Origin of the sequence: Geminocystis sp. NIES-3708, assembly GCF_001548095.1 — a bacterium.
In the GTDB taxonomy this organism is placed as follows: Bacteria; Cyanobacteriota; Cyanobacteriia; order Cyanobacteriales; family Cyanobacteriaceae; genus Geminocystis.
Genome location: NZ_AP014815.1, coordinates 456,098 through 471,684, shown reverse-complemented (window position 1 = coordinate 471,684; position 15,587 = coordinate 456,098). Strand labels below are relative to the sequence as shown.

The following is a 15,587-nucleotide window of genomic DNA, read 5'->3' as shown; positions in this document are numbered from 1 at the left end:
GGCGCAGAGACACAAAGAAGCTCGCTAAGTTTTTTTGGTGGTGACACAAGCTAACAAAGTTAAAATTTTTCAGGTTGAAAAATAACGACAAAAAGATAAATAAATAGACTGAAAGTAACTAATCCTAATAAACTTAAAGCATAAGATTGTCCTTTAGATAAAATCTGATTTGTACCAGCATAAACTAGAGGGGAAATAATGGTATTAATTACTAGAATTAAGAATAAGTAAACAGAAAACTTTTGAACAAAATATTTAATTTTCATAACCTTAAAAATCATAAAATTAGATACACATTTAAAAAACCCTTTGCACCTTCTTTGCGCCTTTGCTTTCCCATCTTCGCAAGGGGGATAAAAGAGGGTTGCGTGAGATTAACCCAAACCAACGGCACTAACCATCACATCAATAACCTTAATGGCGATAAAAGGAGCAATTACCCCCCCTAAACCATAGATTAAGATATTACGTTGTAGTAATTGATCTGCCGTCAAAGCCCGAAATTTAACCCCTTTAAGGGCGATCGGAATTAAGGCAGGAATAATCAAGGCATTGTAAATCAAAGCGGATAAAATAGCTGATTGAGAACTAGCTAAACCCATAATATTTAACGCCCCAATGCCTGTACTAGCAAAAATTGCGGGGATAATGGCAAAATACTTGGCAACGTCATTGGCGATCGAAAATGTAGTTAACGCACCACGAGTAATTAATAACTGTTTACCGATGGTTACAATATCGATTAACTTCGTGGGATCAGAGTCTAAGTCCACCATGTTAGCGGCTTCTTTAGCGGCTTGTGTACCAGAGTTCATGGCAACTCCTACATTGGCTTGAGCTAAGGCTGGAGCGTCATTTGTACCGTCTCCCGTCATGGCAACTAACTTACCCTTTGCTTGTTCGCGGCGTATTACTTCGATTTTGTTTTCGGGGGTGGCTTCTGCAATAAAATCATCAACCCCAGCTTCTTGAGCTATGACAGACGCAGTAATTTGATTATCTCCCGTTAACATGATAGTACGAATACCCATACGTCTCATTTGGTCAAAACGTTCTCGGATACCGGGTTTAATAATATCTTTAAGGTAAATTACTCCATAAATATCATCCCCTTGACAGACGGCTAAAGGAGTGCCTCCTAAACGGGATACTTTTTCATAGGTGTGATCGAGATCATCTGGAATATTACCACCTCTGGAACGCACAAAACCTTTAATGGCATCCACTGCCCCTTTACGAATTTCGATACCACTATCTAAATCGGTACCACTCATACGAGTACGGGCAGAAAATTCAATGCCTGTCGCCGTATTAATGTCAAAGCCCACCTGAGAGCCTAATTTGTGGGCTAAATCAACGATCGATCTTCCTTCGGGTGTTTCATCAAAAAGACTGGAAATTAAGGCTATATTTGCCACTTCTGTCACCATATGACCATTTACGGGGATAAACTCCTCTGCTAAACGATTACCTAATGTAATAGTACCTGTTTTATCCAATACAAGAGTATTAATATCGCCACAGGCTTCTACGGCTCTACCAGAGGTAGCAATGACGTTAAATTGAGCAACTCGATCCATCCCCGCAATGCCGATCGCACTCAGTAAACCGCCAATAGTGGTGGGGATAAGGGCAACCAACAGAGAAATTAACACAGCGATACTAACAGGATTATTCACATAATTAGCGATCGGAGGCATGGTAGCGATAACGATTAAGAAAACCTGTGTTAAAACCGCTAAAAGAACTGTTAAAGCGATTTCATTAGGAGTTTTGCTTCTTTCTGCTCCTTCGACTAAATTGATCATTCGATCAATAAAACCCTTGCCCGGATCTGCGGTAACTCGGATTAAAAGTTCATCAGAAAGTATTCGTGTTCCTCCTGTAACAGAACTAGCGATGTCAGTACCTGGTTGCTTCAAAACAGGTGCAGATTCTCCTGTAATAGCCGATTCATCTACCGAAGCCATACCACCAATAACCTCACCATCGGCGGGAATAATATCTCCAGCAATCACCTTAATTTGATCATCTCGTTTTAGGCTAGTAGAATTAAACTCTTGAATTGAACCATCAGGAAGAATTAAACGGGCAACAGTATCGCTTTTAGTGGCACGGAGGGCATCGGCTTGGGCTTTTCCTCTACCTTCTGCCACCGCCTCTGCAAAATTAGCAAATAAGACAGTGAAAAAGAGAATTATAGTAATTAAACCGTTAAATAATCTTTGATTAGAGTCATTAAAATCCCCAAAAAGACTAGGATTTATTGTTACTAAAGCCGTGATAATTGTTCCAATCCAGACAAGAAACATGACGGGATTTTTAATAGCAATTTTGGGGTTTAATTTGATAAAAGATTGTTTAATTGCTCTGGTATAAAGTCCTTGATTTTTGGCTTTTGGTGTATGTTTTCGTTGGGAGCGTGGTAATTTATTCATAATAGAATAAGAATGTATAGTTAAAATTGACTAATTATGAAAATTAAAGTTTTAGTGTGGCAAGAGGATGATGTCTGGTGTGCAAGTGTACCTTCTCTTAAAGGTTGTCATACTTGGGGAGAAAGTTATGAACATTTGTTAGAAATGGTGAAAGAGGCGATCGAACTTTATTTAGATGATTCCATTGAATTAGCCTAAAGCAAACCCTTCAGCGATCGCACCTAAAGCCAACACAGGAAAAAATGTCAATGCACCTAAGATCAATATCACTCCTGCGGTTACACTGATAAATAACACCGTGTCTGTCCGTAATGTACCAGATGTTAAAGGTACTGGTTGTTTCCTTGACATATTATCAGCTAACAGCAATAAAGCAATAATCGGCACATATCTACCCATTAATAAGCTAAAGGTTGTACTGAGATTCCACCAAAGAGTATTATCTCCTAATCCTTCCAAGCCTGAACCGTTATTGGCGGCAGCGGAGGCATATTCAAAGACGACTTGAGACAAACCATGAAAGCCGGGGTTACTTATTCCTGCTAAGGTTTCGGGAAAGGCTAAGGTGATGGCACTAGGGATTAAAATAGCGATGGGATGCACTAATAAAATCACACTGGCTAAGACGATTTCAGGTTTTTCGATTTTTCGCCCTAAAAATTCGGGTGTTCTTCCTACCATTAATCCTGTCAAAAATACTGTTAAAATCAGGTAAATAAAGATGTAAGCTGTACCTGTACCTTGTCCTCCCCATATTATCTGTAAAAATAGGTTAAACATGGTGCTAAATCCCCCCGTAGGCATTAAGGAGTCTAACATTCCGTTGACTGCACCGCACATTGTAGCCGTTGTCATCACTGCCCATAAGGCGGTTTGACTCCATCCAAATCTGACTTCTTTCCCTTCTAAATTTGGTTGGCTTTCTCCTAAAAGGTTATTAACAAGGGGATTCCCGTGATATTCTCCCACTGCGGTTATTATGATCAAAAAGGCAAATATACTAAATATCATCCAATATATTAACCATGCTTGACGTTTATTGTTGGCAAATATCCCATAGGTATAAATTAGAGAGGTGGGAATACTCATCATTGCTAATATCGCCACTAGGTTAGAGAAAGGGTTGGGATTTTCGTAAGGGTGTGCAGAATTAATGCCAAAAAAACCGCCTCCATTTTCCCCTAATTGTTTTATGATCTCAAAATGAGCCACAGGCCCGATCGCAATTACTTGATTTGCTCCTTCTAAAGTTGTCACTGTGACAGGTGGAGATAAGGTTTCGGGTACTCCTGATATAAGTAGCACGATCGCCCCTACAACAGAAATGGGTAATAAAATCCGAGTAATAGATAAGGTTAAATCTACATAAAAATTCCCTAATCTTTGCCCTGTTAAACCTCGAATAAATGCGATCGCCACTGCTAACCCTGTACCTGCCGAGGTAAACATCAAAAATCCCAGTGCTAATACTTGAGAAGCATAACTCAAAGTAGTTTCCCCCGAATAATGCTGTTGGTTAGTGTTAGTCAGAAAAGAGATAGTAGTGTGTAAAGCTAAATGCCAACTAGGTGCAGATAAATTAGTAGGATTCAGAGGTAATAAGTTTTGAGTCATAAAAATCCCAAAAACAAAAACCCCCATTATCAGGTTACTCAATAAAACATCTTTTATATATTGTGAACCTGTCGTGTTAATTCCCTCTATCATAGAAAGTTGAAAAAAAGAATATAATCTACTTTCAACAGGTTTTAGTAAATCATCGAGAAAAGTTTTTTCACCGAGAAAGACACTGACTATATATTTGCCTAATATAGGTGTCAATGCAATAACGATTACTAAAGTTAGAGTAATTTGTAAAAATCCTTGCCACATAAGTTGAGGAAAAGAATAAAAGTTGTTAATTTAATCTTAAAAAATTTAACCTCAAAAGTCTCTAAACTCAAGATATAACTTTGCGTTTATCTTTTCTAAACACTCTTTAAACGCTCAAAAATTTTTCTCTTTTTTGAGTTATACTAAATTCTTTTACGATTCAGACTAAGATATTATTTAAACTTTATACGAAAAATATTTATTTATTCTACACCACAAAAAATGTCTTCTCTTGCTATCGAAATTTTTATGATTCTTTTATTAACTTTTGCTAATGGCATTTTTTCAGGCTCGGAAATTGCTGTGGTGTCCGCTCGAAAAGTTCGATTAGAGCAGTTAGCTGAACGTGGCGATCGCAAAGCAAGAGTTGCTCTCAAATTAGCGAATAATCCCAATGATTTTCTCTCTACGGTACAAATTGGTATTACTTTGATTGGTATTTTGAGTGGTGCGGTGGGGGGTGCAACCTTAGCCCAAAGGTTAAAACCTGTCTTTGATGGTATTCCTATTTTACAGCCCTATAGTCAAGGTATTAGTGTTGGTATTGTTGTTACCATTATCACTTACCTATCCCTTGTGATTGGTGAATTAGTGCCAAAAAGAGTCGCTCTTAACGCACCCGAAAAAATTGCCTGTTTCATTGCCCCTCCCATGAGATTTCTTTCTCGTTTAACGACTCCTTTAGTAAATATTTTAGGTGTTTCAACGGATACTCTCCTCAATTTATTAGGTATTAAGGCTTCCGATGAACCTGATCTCACAGAAGAAGAAATCAAAGTATTGATTAGACAAGGGGCAGAATCAGGAATGTTTGAAGAAACAGAACATGATATGGTAGAAAGAGTATTTCAACTAGGTGATCGACCTATCAAAGCTATGATGACTCCTCGCCTCGATGTGGTTTGGTTGGATATTGAGTCATCTGTAGAAGAAAATTTACAAAAAGTAATCAACAATAGTTATTCTCGTTTTCCAGTGGGGGAAGATAGTTTAGATAATTGTGTAGGTGTAATCAGGACAAGAGATTTACTCACTACCCAACTTTTGGGAGAAGAAATAGATTTACGCAAAATAATGAAACCGCCTTTTTATATACCTGAAAATGCTCGTACTCTGAGTGTAATCGAAGAATTTAAAAGAACTGGCATTCATATTGCTTTAGTAACCGATGAATATGGTGGTATTGAAGGCTTAGTAACTCTTAATGATTTAATGGAAGCCATTGTGGGAGATATACCATCTTTAGATCATCACGAAGAACCTTTAATGATTCAAAGAGAAGACGGTTCATGGTTATTAGATGGAGGGCTTGACATCAATGAGTTAAAGGATTTATTTGATTTAGATTTCTTACCCGATGAAAATACTGATCGATTTCATACCATCGGAGGATTTATGATGTATTATTTAGGTCATGTACCACAATCAGGGGAATATTTTGAACAGAATGGATTACGCTTTGAAGTTGTAGATATGGATGGTACGAGAGTTGATAAAGTTTTAGTTTTCCAAGAGGCAAAACCTGATGATGACGCAATCTAAACTATATTAATGAGAAATTTTCAGTTAAGGTAGTGAAAAGAGAACGAGTGACAATAATATTTATAGTCTTAGTCTTGCTTATATTAAATCATACAACTAACTTTAAAACCTTTGCGCCTTTGCGTGAGAAAAACCCCATTAGTTAAAATTATCCTCTATTTCTTCTGGGTTAATGTCATTACTATAATTTGATTGAGCAGTAACATGAGAATCTGAGAGAGAATCAATTAATTTATTACCCCATTCGCTCAATTTTGGATTTTTTAACATTTGGGTAATTAATGCGATCGCACTGGTTGCCATCACCAATTTAGTGGCTTCTCCTGCATCTTGTCCATTTTGATTACCTCCTGCCAAGATAATCGGATTACTACCTAAAACACCGGGTTGGGGTGCTAAAGCGGAGACAACTTCGGGCAATACTTGAATAAATTGTCCCATATATTCTTCTGCTAATTGAATGGTAATCGCTTTAGTTGATAGAGTATTTTGAGCCTCAATCATCGCTTTTTCCCCTTGGGCTTTTTTCAAGGCTTCTTCTAAACTAGCTTCTGCCTGAGTTTTGATTGCTTCGGCTTTTTCAAGGGCGATGGCTTTTTCCACTTCTGCCTCTAAGCGTTTTTGCTCTAAATCCCCCTGTTTAGTAATTAAAGCCGTCTCTTTATTGCGTTGTGCTGTAATTAAGGCTAATTCTTTGACCCGATTTTCTTCTCCCGTTTTGATAGCGGTTTCTTTTAAAACTTCTGCGATCGCAACTTCCTTTTGTTTTTCAATTAAGGCTTTTTCCGCTAAAGCTAACTCTTGATTTTTTTGTCTCAAGGCAACTTCTTTAGCGATTTCCGCTTGTTGTATAGCGACTTGTTTTTCAATATCCTTTTCCTTTAAGGCTTGTTGAGTGAGAATTTGTTGAGTTTTTAAATCTTGATCCTTTAGTGTAAGAGCAATTTGTCGATCGAGTTCAGTTTCTTGAATCGCTTGTTGTTGCTGAATTTCCTTTTCTTGCAATAATTGTTCACTAATAATTTTACCCTCTTGAATTTCTTGGGCTTTTTGAACCTTAATTAACTCCTGCTTCGCTTGTTCCGTTTCCTTGATTTCCAAGACTTGACGGGCATTTTCCGCCTTTAATTGTTCCACTGCTAATGTATTTTGCAATTCTTTCTCAGTAAGAGAACGCTCGGCGGCTAATTGTTTTTCTGTTTCTGTCAACCGTAATTCTGCAATTTGAGTTTGTGTCTCTTGACGCACTTGCTCTAATTCCTTGAGGTTTTTTTGCACGATCGACTCACGAGTTACCACCGCTTGAGAATCAAGATAATTTTTCTCATCATAATCATTTAACTCATCAATGTTAGTGATAGCAATATTCAATAACTCCAAGCCGAAACGCTCTAAATCAACCTTAACCTTTTCTCGCAGATAAGTAGTAACCGTGTCAACCTTGCTTTGCAATTCCCCCAAGCTACTTTGTGCCGCCGCATCTCGTAAATGCCCTTCTAAAATATCATTAACACGGGTTTTAATCTCATTTTCCCCCACTAAAATTTCTTGATCTCCCCTTTTCCCCGCCCCTAATAACATAGCCGCATTCAAAACGCTTTTTTCTTCAGGAAAAACACGGACTTGTAAACTACCATTAAAAATAGCCTTCAATAAATCTTTGGTGCGTAAAGGTTTTTCTCTGGTGCTACCTCTGGTAATAGGTACAGTAACTTGATTTAAAGAAACAACGGTAATAGTTTCAAAACCCGGAAAGAAAAGAGCCGCCCTTGTAATTACTTGTTTATTACGCACAGGACCAGAGATAACAAAGGCTTCATTAGTATTGCAAACTCGATAAAACTTAGCAAATAGTAGGTAAGTAAAGATAACCAAAAAGATTAAACCACCGCCAAAAATACCTACAGGTAATAACCAATTCATCGAATTATTATTGTAAGTATTAGTTTGAGCTAAAATGGGAGGATTAGAAGAAACAGTTATGATTTGTTGGGGTGATTTTATTTGAGATAAGAGAGTTAATTGTATTTTAGGATTCATAAAATTTATCTCCAATTAATTTAAAAATAAGGAATATTTTTTTACTTGTGTTGCTAATTAAATTTTTTATTTTGTGCAGAAGGATTATTAATTATTACTGAAGGATTAGTTAAAAAGAGAGTTAATTTTTATTAATTTATATTGCTAAATTGTAAATTACTGATTAATTTTCTTCGGGATTGAATAAGCGATCGTACTTAGAATGAGAGTTGTTTAACTTTAAATAATCTATACCATTTAGTTTAACAACAGAATAATAATTTGGTTCAAGAAAATCAACCAGATAAACTTTATTTCCTATCTGAAAATCTATATCAATAGCCTGTGAGTAAGGAAGGCAAAAAACATGAAGGGAAAATCGCCCAATTTCATCGTAAACAGAGACTTCTAAAACGCCATTAGCTAAGATTCGGGAAACTTCTCCTTCGATACCAATGAGACGTTCAGGAATTAATTGTACAGTATGAGTGCGAAGAATGTGCCTTAAATTGCCAACAATGTCGATAAAAATGATAGTAGAAAAAATACCAATAAAACGAATAATAAAATAAGGAATCGGTAAAGAAGGATTAATATTTAACCATAATAAACAAACCAGATTACCTGTTAAGCCAATAATACCAATTATAAAAGGATAGATACCTAAGAGAAAAAATAGAGGTAGTTTTCCGATGCCAAAAATAGAAAAAATAACACCAATTAGAGGAATATTAAGAATAGATAATTTGCGATTTATTTCTTCACCTAATAAATCAGGAGCAAGGGCGGTAATAGTTGCAATTAATAGCAATAAAAAACCCATAATTATTGCTAGTATAAATCCATAATTAACCGAATCAAAAATGATATTCATAAAATTTAACTTCAATTATCTTTAATCTTAATCTAAAACTTATGAATAAAACCTTTGCCTCTTTGCGCCTTTGCGTGAGAAAAAACCTCCTCATTATTTCCTTATTTATTATCGTTATTACCTTGGAATTTACGACTTCTCCAGCTTATGTCTTCGGTTATCTTTATACCGGTGCAATTTTATTAGTTAATGTATTTTATGGCGGTAAAGCAACTCTAATCGCCACAACTATTTCCGTATTCCTAACACTTCTGAACTTATATGTGCATATCGGTACTATCATCGAATTGCCAACCCTTGCTAATCGTTTAATTGCTACCTTATCCCTCATAGTTACTGGTTGCCTGAGTAATCGTAATCGTATCTACCAACAAAAAATAGTCGAGCAGAAAACTAAGCTACAGTCTCAGGAAGAATTAGTGGGATTAAGACAGGATTTTGCTTCTACCCTCACCCACGATTTGAGAACACCCTTACTAGGGGCGATCGAAACCATCAAAGCTTTTCAGGATAAGCAATTTGGGGAGATTACATCTATTCAAACAAAAGTCTTAGCTACGATGATTCGCTCTCATCAATCCAGTTTACAATTAGTAGATACTTTGTTAGACGTTTATCGTAATGACTTAGAAGGCTTAAATTTGAGATTATCCCCTTTAGATTTAACGGTTTTAGTGGAAGAAGTCGCTAATAGTTTGACTTCCTTAGCTTCAGCCAATCAAGTTTATCTTACTTTCAACTATGGTGATTCGGATTTTCGTCAATCTTTGTGGGTTAATGGGGATGGTTTTCAGTTAAAGCGAGTCTTGACAAATTTACTCATTAATGCTATTAATCATTCTCGGCGAGGCGATCGCATCGAAATTATTTTATCTTCTCAAAGTAATGGGCTTAATCCCCTTGTAAAAATATTAGATTATGGTTCGGGTATTAAACCAGAAGATTTCTCTTATTTGTTTGAACGTTTTTATCAGGGTAACAGCGATCGTCAAGCTAAAGGCACTGGATTGGGTTTATATCTTTGTCGTCAAATTATTGAGGCTCATAATGGTAAGATTTGGGCTGAAAATAGATACCCCAATGGTGCAATTTTTGGTTTTATTCTTCCTCGCTTATGTCACAATTAGGAATAATTTTTCTCTCGCAAAGGCGCAAAGGATTTTATGTCAATTTTAAAAATTCTTTTGGTTGAAGATGATGAGTTATTTCGTCTTGGTTTATCGGTAAGGTTACAACAAGAAAAAGATTTGCAGATTGTAGCGGAAGCTGAAGATGGTGAAACGGCGGTAAATCTTGCTAATCGTCATTCTTTAGATTTAGTTTTATTAGATATTAGCTTACCTCGTATGAGCGGATTAGAAGCCTGTCAATATATTAAATCACAACATCCTAATTTACCTATTTTAGCTTTAACTTCTCGCTGTGAACCTGCTATGATTAATCGTTTGATTGAGACGGGTATTCAAGGTTATTGTTTAAAAGGTATTCCTGCAGAAAAATTAATTTTAGCTATTCGCTCTGTCGTCACTGGTGCTTCGTGGTGGGATTCTACGGCAACTCAACAAATTCATACGGCTTTTAATGACTCAATTTTATCCACGGAAACGAACACTGTTTTTCAATCTCTAACTAAACGAGAAAAAGAAATTTTACAACTTATGGCTGAAGATAAAAGCAATCAAGAAATTGCTCAAATTCTTTATATCACTTCAGGTACAGTTCGAGTTCATATTCATACTATTTTACAAAAACTTAAGGTAAACGATCGCTCATCGGCAAATTTATTATTTAAAAATAAATATAAACATCTTTGATAGTTAAACTCAAAATTAATTGAAGGCAATAAATTATCAATTAAAATTACTATTGCCTATTTGCTTTTCTGATCAAAAATTTAGTTATTTACATACTAAATCTGAAAGAAATTTATGGTTGAGAAAAAATACCAAAAACAGAAGTATAACCATGTAAAAAAGTATTACCCGATACAGGACCAATTTCACCATTACAGAAAAAACCCGCTAAAGGAATATCTGTCAAATAATCAAGGAATAGTTGTGAGTCGAAGTTAGGTTTACCATACAATCCTTCTCCTCTACCCATACAAGAGAAAATTAGTGCACCCATATTAGAAGTGGAATCAGATTTTTCGTTGCAGTAATTTGTCAATAAAGTCTCTAAGTCATCGGCAGAAGCCTTAGCATCTCTTAAATGAAAGCGAATTCTTTGTCCTGGTCGAATTTTATCACCTACGGCGATCGCACCATATTTAGGATCAACTCCCACCAAATTACGAATCAGAAAATCCCCCGGTTTGAGTTGTAATTTAAACTCGTCCATGGCAATACCGATAAATAAAGAATATTGTGCTAAATCTTGATCTTCTTGAGTTAGAGTTGCGATTAATTCCCTTAACAAATTTAAGGGATTATCTGTTTTACCAGCATTATCAGTCATTTCAATGATAATATTTTTCTCCCCTTGGGTAACTTGATAAGTATTACCAATAGGACGACAACCTTGAGCTACAATGGATTCAATTTTAATATTGCCACTGAGGGCAACTCCCACTGTGCCTTCAGTAAAAAATAAACCGTCGGATTGTGAACCATTAAAATAAAATAACCCACTACTAACACCCATGGTACTCGTACTAGCTAAACCACCAACTTTAGTCGATCCTGCATAGGCAAAGTCTAATCCTTCTAATAACTCATTAATTTTAGTGGAAAAAGGATCAGATAATAAAATAAAATTAGGTTGTTTCTCAGGTGCAACGCCAATCATATTACACCACTTATCTTGTGCACTGTCTAAATCAGGTAAATCTTTAGCCGTTACATGAAAAGGAGTTATTTCTACATCAGGCAAACTGGCAACTGTCAAACTCAAGGCGGGATTTCCTTCAATTTCTCTTGGCTGATAATCATTTTTCATTCCCACTATGCCACCACCACCACAACCAATAACACAAGGCAAAGGTAATTTTTCTAATAAAAGAGGCATTAACCGAGGATAATCACTAGCAAAAGCAGAAGAAATGAAAACAATACCAATATCAGGATTCTGAGTTAGTTTCTCTTCTATTTTCCCCACCACTTCATCAATGGCTTTTTCTAATGAAGATTGAGTGGATAAGGCGTTAATCCATTGAATTTGATTTGACATAAAATATTTTTTTATTGACAATGATAGGATAGTTATAAATACTATTTTAAAAGAAATAACAATAGACTATGAAAGTGATGCTTCTTTCTGATTCTGTGCATTTAAGAAGAAGTTGTACTTTGAAAATTCTTCAATGATGCTAAATTCTATTATGATTTAAACAGTGGTAAAACGAGTTTGAGCATAAATGAGCAATTGGAAAAAAGGAAAACAATTAAATAATGGTCAATATATAGTAGAGTCTATTTTGCCCAGAAGTGGTACAGGATTTTATTATCGAGCTAAAGATACGAAAAATGCTCAATTAGTTACTATTAAAGCCATTAATAGTTTTTGGAAACAACAAGAAAATGCAGAAATAATAGAGCAAAAATTAATTCAACAAGCACAACAAATCGCTAACAATTGTCAAAATCCAAATATTATCAATCTTCATCCCCAAGTATTTTTTGAAGGGGAAAACTCATACATGATTATGGATTATCTTGATGGAATAGATTTAGCCACCTATGTTGATCATAACGGTAAATTTGAACCAGAAGAAGCCTTAAAATTAATTACAAAAATTGGTTCAGCTATTAATATTTTGCATCAAAATAAATGTATTCATCAAGATGTAAAGCCACAAAATATTATCATTGATAGCAATACTAAAGAACCAATTTTAAGTGATTATGGATTAGCAATAAAACTATTTGCTTTAGCACCACGAAAAAATCAAAATGTAATGACTGATTGTTTTTTACCACCTGAACAATTAGATAATCATGGTAAAATTAGACCTTCCACAGATATTTATTCCCTTGCCGCTACTCTCTATGTTTTAGTTACCGCCCAGTTGCCCACCGCTACTAAATTTAGAGAATATAAAGATTTAATTCCCCCTCAACAGTTTAATCCTGATATTAGTGATAATTTTAATCAAGCTATTATTAAAGGAATGGAATTAACTCAAGAAAAACGTCCTCAATATTTACGGGATTTTTTCCAATTATTCAAAGAAAATCCTACTATTATTAATCTTCAAACAACACAAACAAAAGAGATAATAACACCTAACACTCTACCTCAGAAATTGTCAATGGTAGTGGAAAATCAGGAAACCATAGTCCAAAAAACATCACCTCTCAAAGCACCTCCCACAATAATTAACCCCAAAAAAAATTATCCCAATATAGAAGAATTTTCTTTTGAAACAATTATCCTTGAATCTGAAAAAAAATTATTTGGTTTAATGTCAAGTATTAAAAAAAATATGATGACCAAAACAGCACAATTTTTTGTAGAATACATTGGAGAAGGAGTTAATTTAGATATGATATTTGTTCCTTCAGGATCATTTATGATGGGTTCAAATAGTGCTGAAAATGGCAGAGATAAAGATGAAAATCCTCAACATTTAGTTAAATTAAATTCTTTTTATGTAAGTAAATATCCCATAACTCAGCTACAATGGCGTACAGTCTCATCATTTCCAAAAATTAGTCGTCCTCTTAAAAATAATCCCTCTTTTTATAAAGGAGATAATTTACCTGTGGAAAAAGTATCTTGGTTAGATGCTCAAGAATTTTGTAAACGTCTTAGTAAATATACAGGGAGAAATTATCGTCTTCCCACAGAATCCGAATGGGAATATAGTTGTCGTGGTAATACAAAAACTTCTTTCTTTTTTGGGGATATAATCACCCCCGATTTCGCTAACTATAATACTCAAAGTAATGAGAATAAAAATGTCGGGAAAATTGAGAAAAAAACCACCCCAGTAGATAACTTTTATCCTAATTGTTTCGGTTTATATGATTTTCATGGCAATGTCTGGGAATGGTGTGAAGATCATTATGCCAGTAATTATATTCACAAACCAAAAAATGGATCTGCTTTCTACAAAGATAGCATCAATCAACCAAGGGTTGTTAGAGGAGGATCTTGGTCGTTATCATCGGATTACTGCCGCAGTGCAAAAAGAGGAAATTATGCCCCTGACTCTACCTATAATTTTATTGGCTTTCGCATAGTTTGTCTTATGGATAGCTAGGGGCGAAATATATTATCAACTCACTTAAACTATATATCAATAACCGTTATCCAATCTTGATATTCAGAATCTCTATTTTCGGTAATAGCTGTTAATTTTTCTTTAATTTTATTTGTAATCATTTTATCTTGAGGAAGATGATAATTTTCTACTTTTTTAACAGGAGTAACTTTAGCCGCTGTGCCACATAAAAAGACTTCATCGGCAATAAATAATTCAGTTTTATCGATTTCTCTTTGCTCAATTTCAATACCTAAATTTTGAGCAATAGTTAAAATACTATCTCTAGTAATTCCCTCTAAAATATCTTGATCAAAACTAGGAGTGATTAGCTTATTATTTCTCACAATAAAAATATTCATCCCCGTCGCTTCGCACACTTTACCTTGAGAATTCATCAAAATTGCTTCATCGAAACCACTATCAACTGCTTCAGTTTTCGCTAAGGCAGAAGTAATATATGCACCGCTAATTTTACCTCTTAATGGTAAGCTACGATCTTCTTGACGATACCATGAGCTAATACGACAACTAATACCATCAGGAGACAGATAATCCCCCATTTCTAACCCATAAACAAAAAAGTTTTTTTCGATATTGTGAAGTCGTGGTGCAATACCTAAATCTGAAGTATAAACAAAAGGACGAATATAAAAAGGTTTTGTCGGTTTATTTTTCGTCACAAAATCTGTAATTACTTCGTAAATTTTACTTGATGATAAATCATAATGTAAATATTTAGCACTATTACTTAATCTTTGACAGTGGCGATCTAAACGAAATAATAACACTTGTTGAGGATTTGTAGGGTTAATTGTCCCTCTTAAGCCGCCGAATGCACCCGTTCCATAATGTAATGCATGAGTAGCAATTGATATATTAGCATCACGAAAAGGAATAAATTTGCTTTCAAAATAAGCTATAGGTAAAAAATCTGGCATGATTTACGATTTAATAGTTTAATCAATATAAATGTACATAGATCTCCTTATCGTATCATTAAAATAGTTTTTCTCGGAGAAACAAATTAAGAATTGAGTATGAGAAAGTTAACTGCTAATTATCCATGATCTATTATTAAATATATATGTAATTTTATTTAATAACTTATTAATATCAATAATCAATACTGAATAAAAATGCAAAAAATAAATAAGAATAATTCTATGTCCAGATAAGGCATGAAAATACCATACTTTCAAAAATTGATTATCGAAAAAATCTTAACTACACCTTCAAAGGTGGCTAAAACAATGTAACGAGAAGGAATTGAACCACCAAAACGACCATTTTCAGTCCTAGAAATTAGGTAATGAAATTAATTTAGCCACAGCCGTCAATAATCCTGTTACTAAGATTCCTACTATGCTTAAAAACCCGATCGTCAAAGTATTAAGACGGCTATCTAAACCATCAATGCGTTTTTCTATCAAATCTATTCGTTTATTCATTTGCTCATTTTGAGTTTTCAATTTTTCAACATCAATTTTAATTTCTGTTACATCTGATTGAAGTCGATCAATTTTTGTCTCTAAACGAGTTAAAACATCCGATAAATTTACTTCAATTGTTTGATTCATGATACTATTTGATTAAGTTAATAAAAGTGATGGATAGTTTACTCTATCCTTACCTCATA

13 protein-coding genes are annotated in these 15,587 nt (G+C 34.7%); 5 read left to right on the top strand and 8 right to left on the bottom strand.

Going from position 1 to position 15,587, the window contains the following annotated elements; translation table 11 throughout:
- Positions 1-59: 59 nt before the first annotated feature.
- A complete protein-coding gene (kdpF, locus tag GM3708_RS01980) occupies positions 60-266 on the bottom strand; it encodes a K(+)-transporting ATPase subunit F (protein WP_066349311.1) in 207 nt (68 codons plus the stop codon).
- Between the two features lie 108 nt (positions 267-374).
- Positions 375-2,438, bottom strand: a complete 2,064-nt coding sequence (gene kdpB, locus GM3708_RS01975) for a potassium-transporting ATPase subunit KdpB (RefSeq protein WP_066343710.1) — start codon at positions 2,436-2,438, stop codon at positions 375-377.
- 36 nt (positions 2,439-2,474) lie between these two features.
- On the opposite strand from kdpB, the gene GM3708_RS17730 reads away from it, so the two are divergent.
- Positions 2,475-2,636: a type II toxin-antitoxin system HicB family antitoxin gene (locus GM3708_RS17730; RefSeq protein WP_071827561.1), complete on the top strand. Its 162-nt coding sequence runs from the start codon at positions 2,475-2,477 to the stop codon at positions 2,634-2,636.
- On the opposite strand, the gene kdpA is transcribed toward GM3708_RS17730, so the two are convergent.
- Positions 2,628-4,310, bottom strand: coding sequence for a potassium-transporting ATPase subunit KdpA (gene kdpA / locus GM3708_RS01970; protein ID WP_066343707.1), 1,683 nt, complete (start codon positions 4,308-4,310; stop codon positions 2,628-2,630). The genes GM3708_RS17730 and kdpA overlap by 9 nt on opposite strands.
- Before the next feature lie 222 nt (positions 4,311-4,532).
- Between kdpA and GM3708_RS01965 the strand changes: the two genes are divergently transcribed.
- Entirely contained in the window at positions 4,533-5,852 is a 1,320-nt protein-coding gene (locus GM3708_RS01965) for a hemolysin family protein (RefSeq protein WP_066343705.1), read from the top strand.
- A 138-nt stretch (positions 5,853-5,990) separates the two neighbouring features.
- Here GM3708_RS01965 and GM3708_RS01960 read toward each other — a convergent pair whose 3' ends face one another.
- Positions 5,991-7,892 (bottom strand): SPFH domain-containing protein, encoded by a 1,902-nt coding sequence (locus GM3708_RS01960; protein ID WP_066343704.1) that lies wholly within the window; start codon positions 7,890-7,892, stop codon positions 5,991-5,993.
- A 163-nt stretch (positions 7,893-8,055) separates the two neighbouring features.
- Complete coding sequence (locus tag GM3708_RS01955; RefSeq protein WP_066343703.1) at positions 8,056-8,745, bottom strand: hypothetical protein; 690 nt, start codon at positions 8,743-8,745, stop codon at positions 8,056-8,058.
- Positions 8,746-8,786: 41 nt separating this feature from the next.
- On the opposite strand from GM3708_RS01955, the gene GM3708_RS01950 reads away from it, so the two are divergent.
- Together GM3708_RS01950 and GM3708_RS01945 are read left to right on the top strand one after the other, a co-directional pair.
- Positions 8,787-9,872, top strand: coding sequence for a sensor histidine kinase KdpD (locus GM3708_RS01950; RefSeq protein WP_066343702.1), 1,086 nt, complete (start codon positions 8,787-8,789; stop codon positions 9,870-9,872).
- 36 nt (positions 9,873-9,908) lie between these two features.
- On the top strand, positions 9,909-10,559 hold the full coding sequence (locus tag GM3708_RS01945) for a response regulator transcription factor (RefSeq protein WP_066343701.1): 651 nt from the start codon (positions 9,909-9,911) through the stop codon (positions 10,557-10,559).
- Between the two features lie 112 nt (positions 10,560-10,671).
- Here GM3708_RS01945 and GM3708_RS01940 read toward each other — a convergent pair whose 3' ends face one another.
- Complete coding sequence (locus tag GM3708_RS01940) at positions 10,672-11,913, bottom strand: FIST N-terminal domain-containing protein (protein ID WP_066343699.1); 1,242 nt, start codon at positions 11,911-11,913, stop codon at positions 10,672-10,674.
- Positions 11,914-12,100: 187 nt separating this feature from the next.
- On the opposite strand from GM3708_RS01940, the gene GM3708_RS01935 reads away from it, so the two are divergent.
- On the top strand, positions 12,101-13,948 hold the full coding sequence (locus GM3708_RS01935) for a bifunctional serine/threonine-protein kinase/formylglycine-generating enzyme family protein (RefSeq protein WP_066343689.1): 1,848 nt from the start codon (positions 12,101-12,103) through the stop codon (positions 13,946-13,948).
- A 29-nt stretch (positions 13,949-13,977) separates the two neighbouring features.
- On the opposite strand, the gene GM3708_RS01930 is transcribed toward GM3708_RS01935, so the two are convergent.
- Together GM3708_RS01930 and GM3708_RS01925 are read right to left on the bottom strand one after the other, a co-directional pair.
- The gene (locus GM3708_RS01930) at positions 13,978-14,889 is read right to left on the bottom strand and encodes a branched-chain amino acid transaminase (RefSeq protein WP_066343686.1); all 912 of its coding nucleotides are present in this window, start codon (positions 14,887-14,889) and stop codon (positions 13,978-13,980) included.
- 357 nt (positions 14,890-15,246) lie between these two features.
- On the bottom strand, positions 15,247-15,528 hold the full coding sequence (locus GM3708_RS01925; protein ID WP_066343684.1) for a hypothetical protein: 282 nt from the start codon (positions 15,526-15,528) through the stop codon (positions 15,247-15,249).
- Between the last annotated feature and the right edge of the window lie 59 nt (positions 15,529-15,587).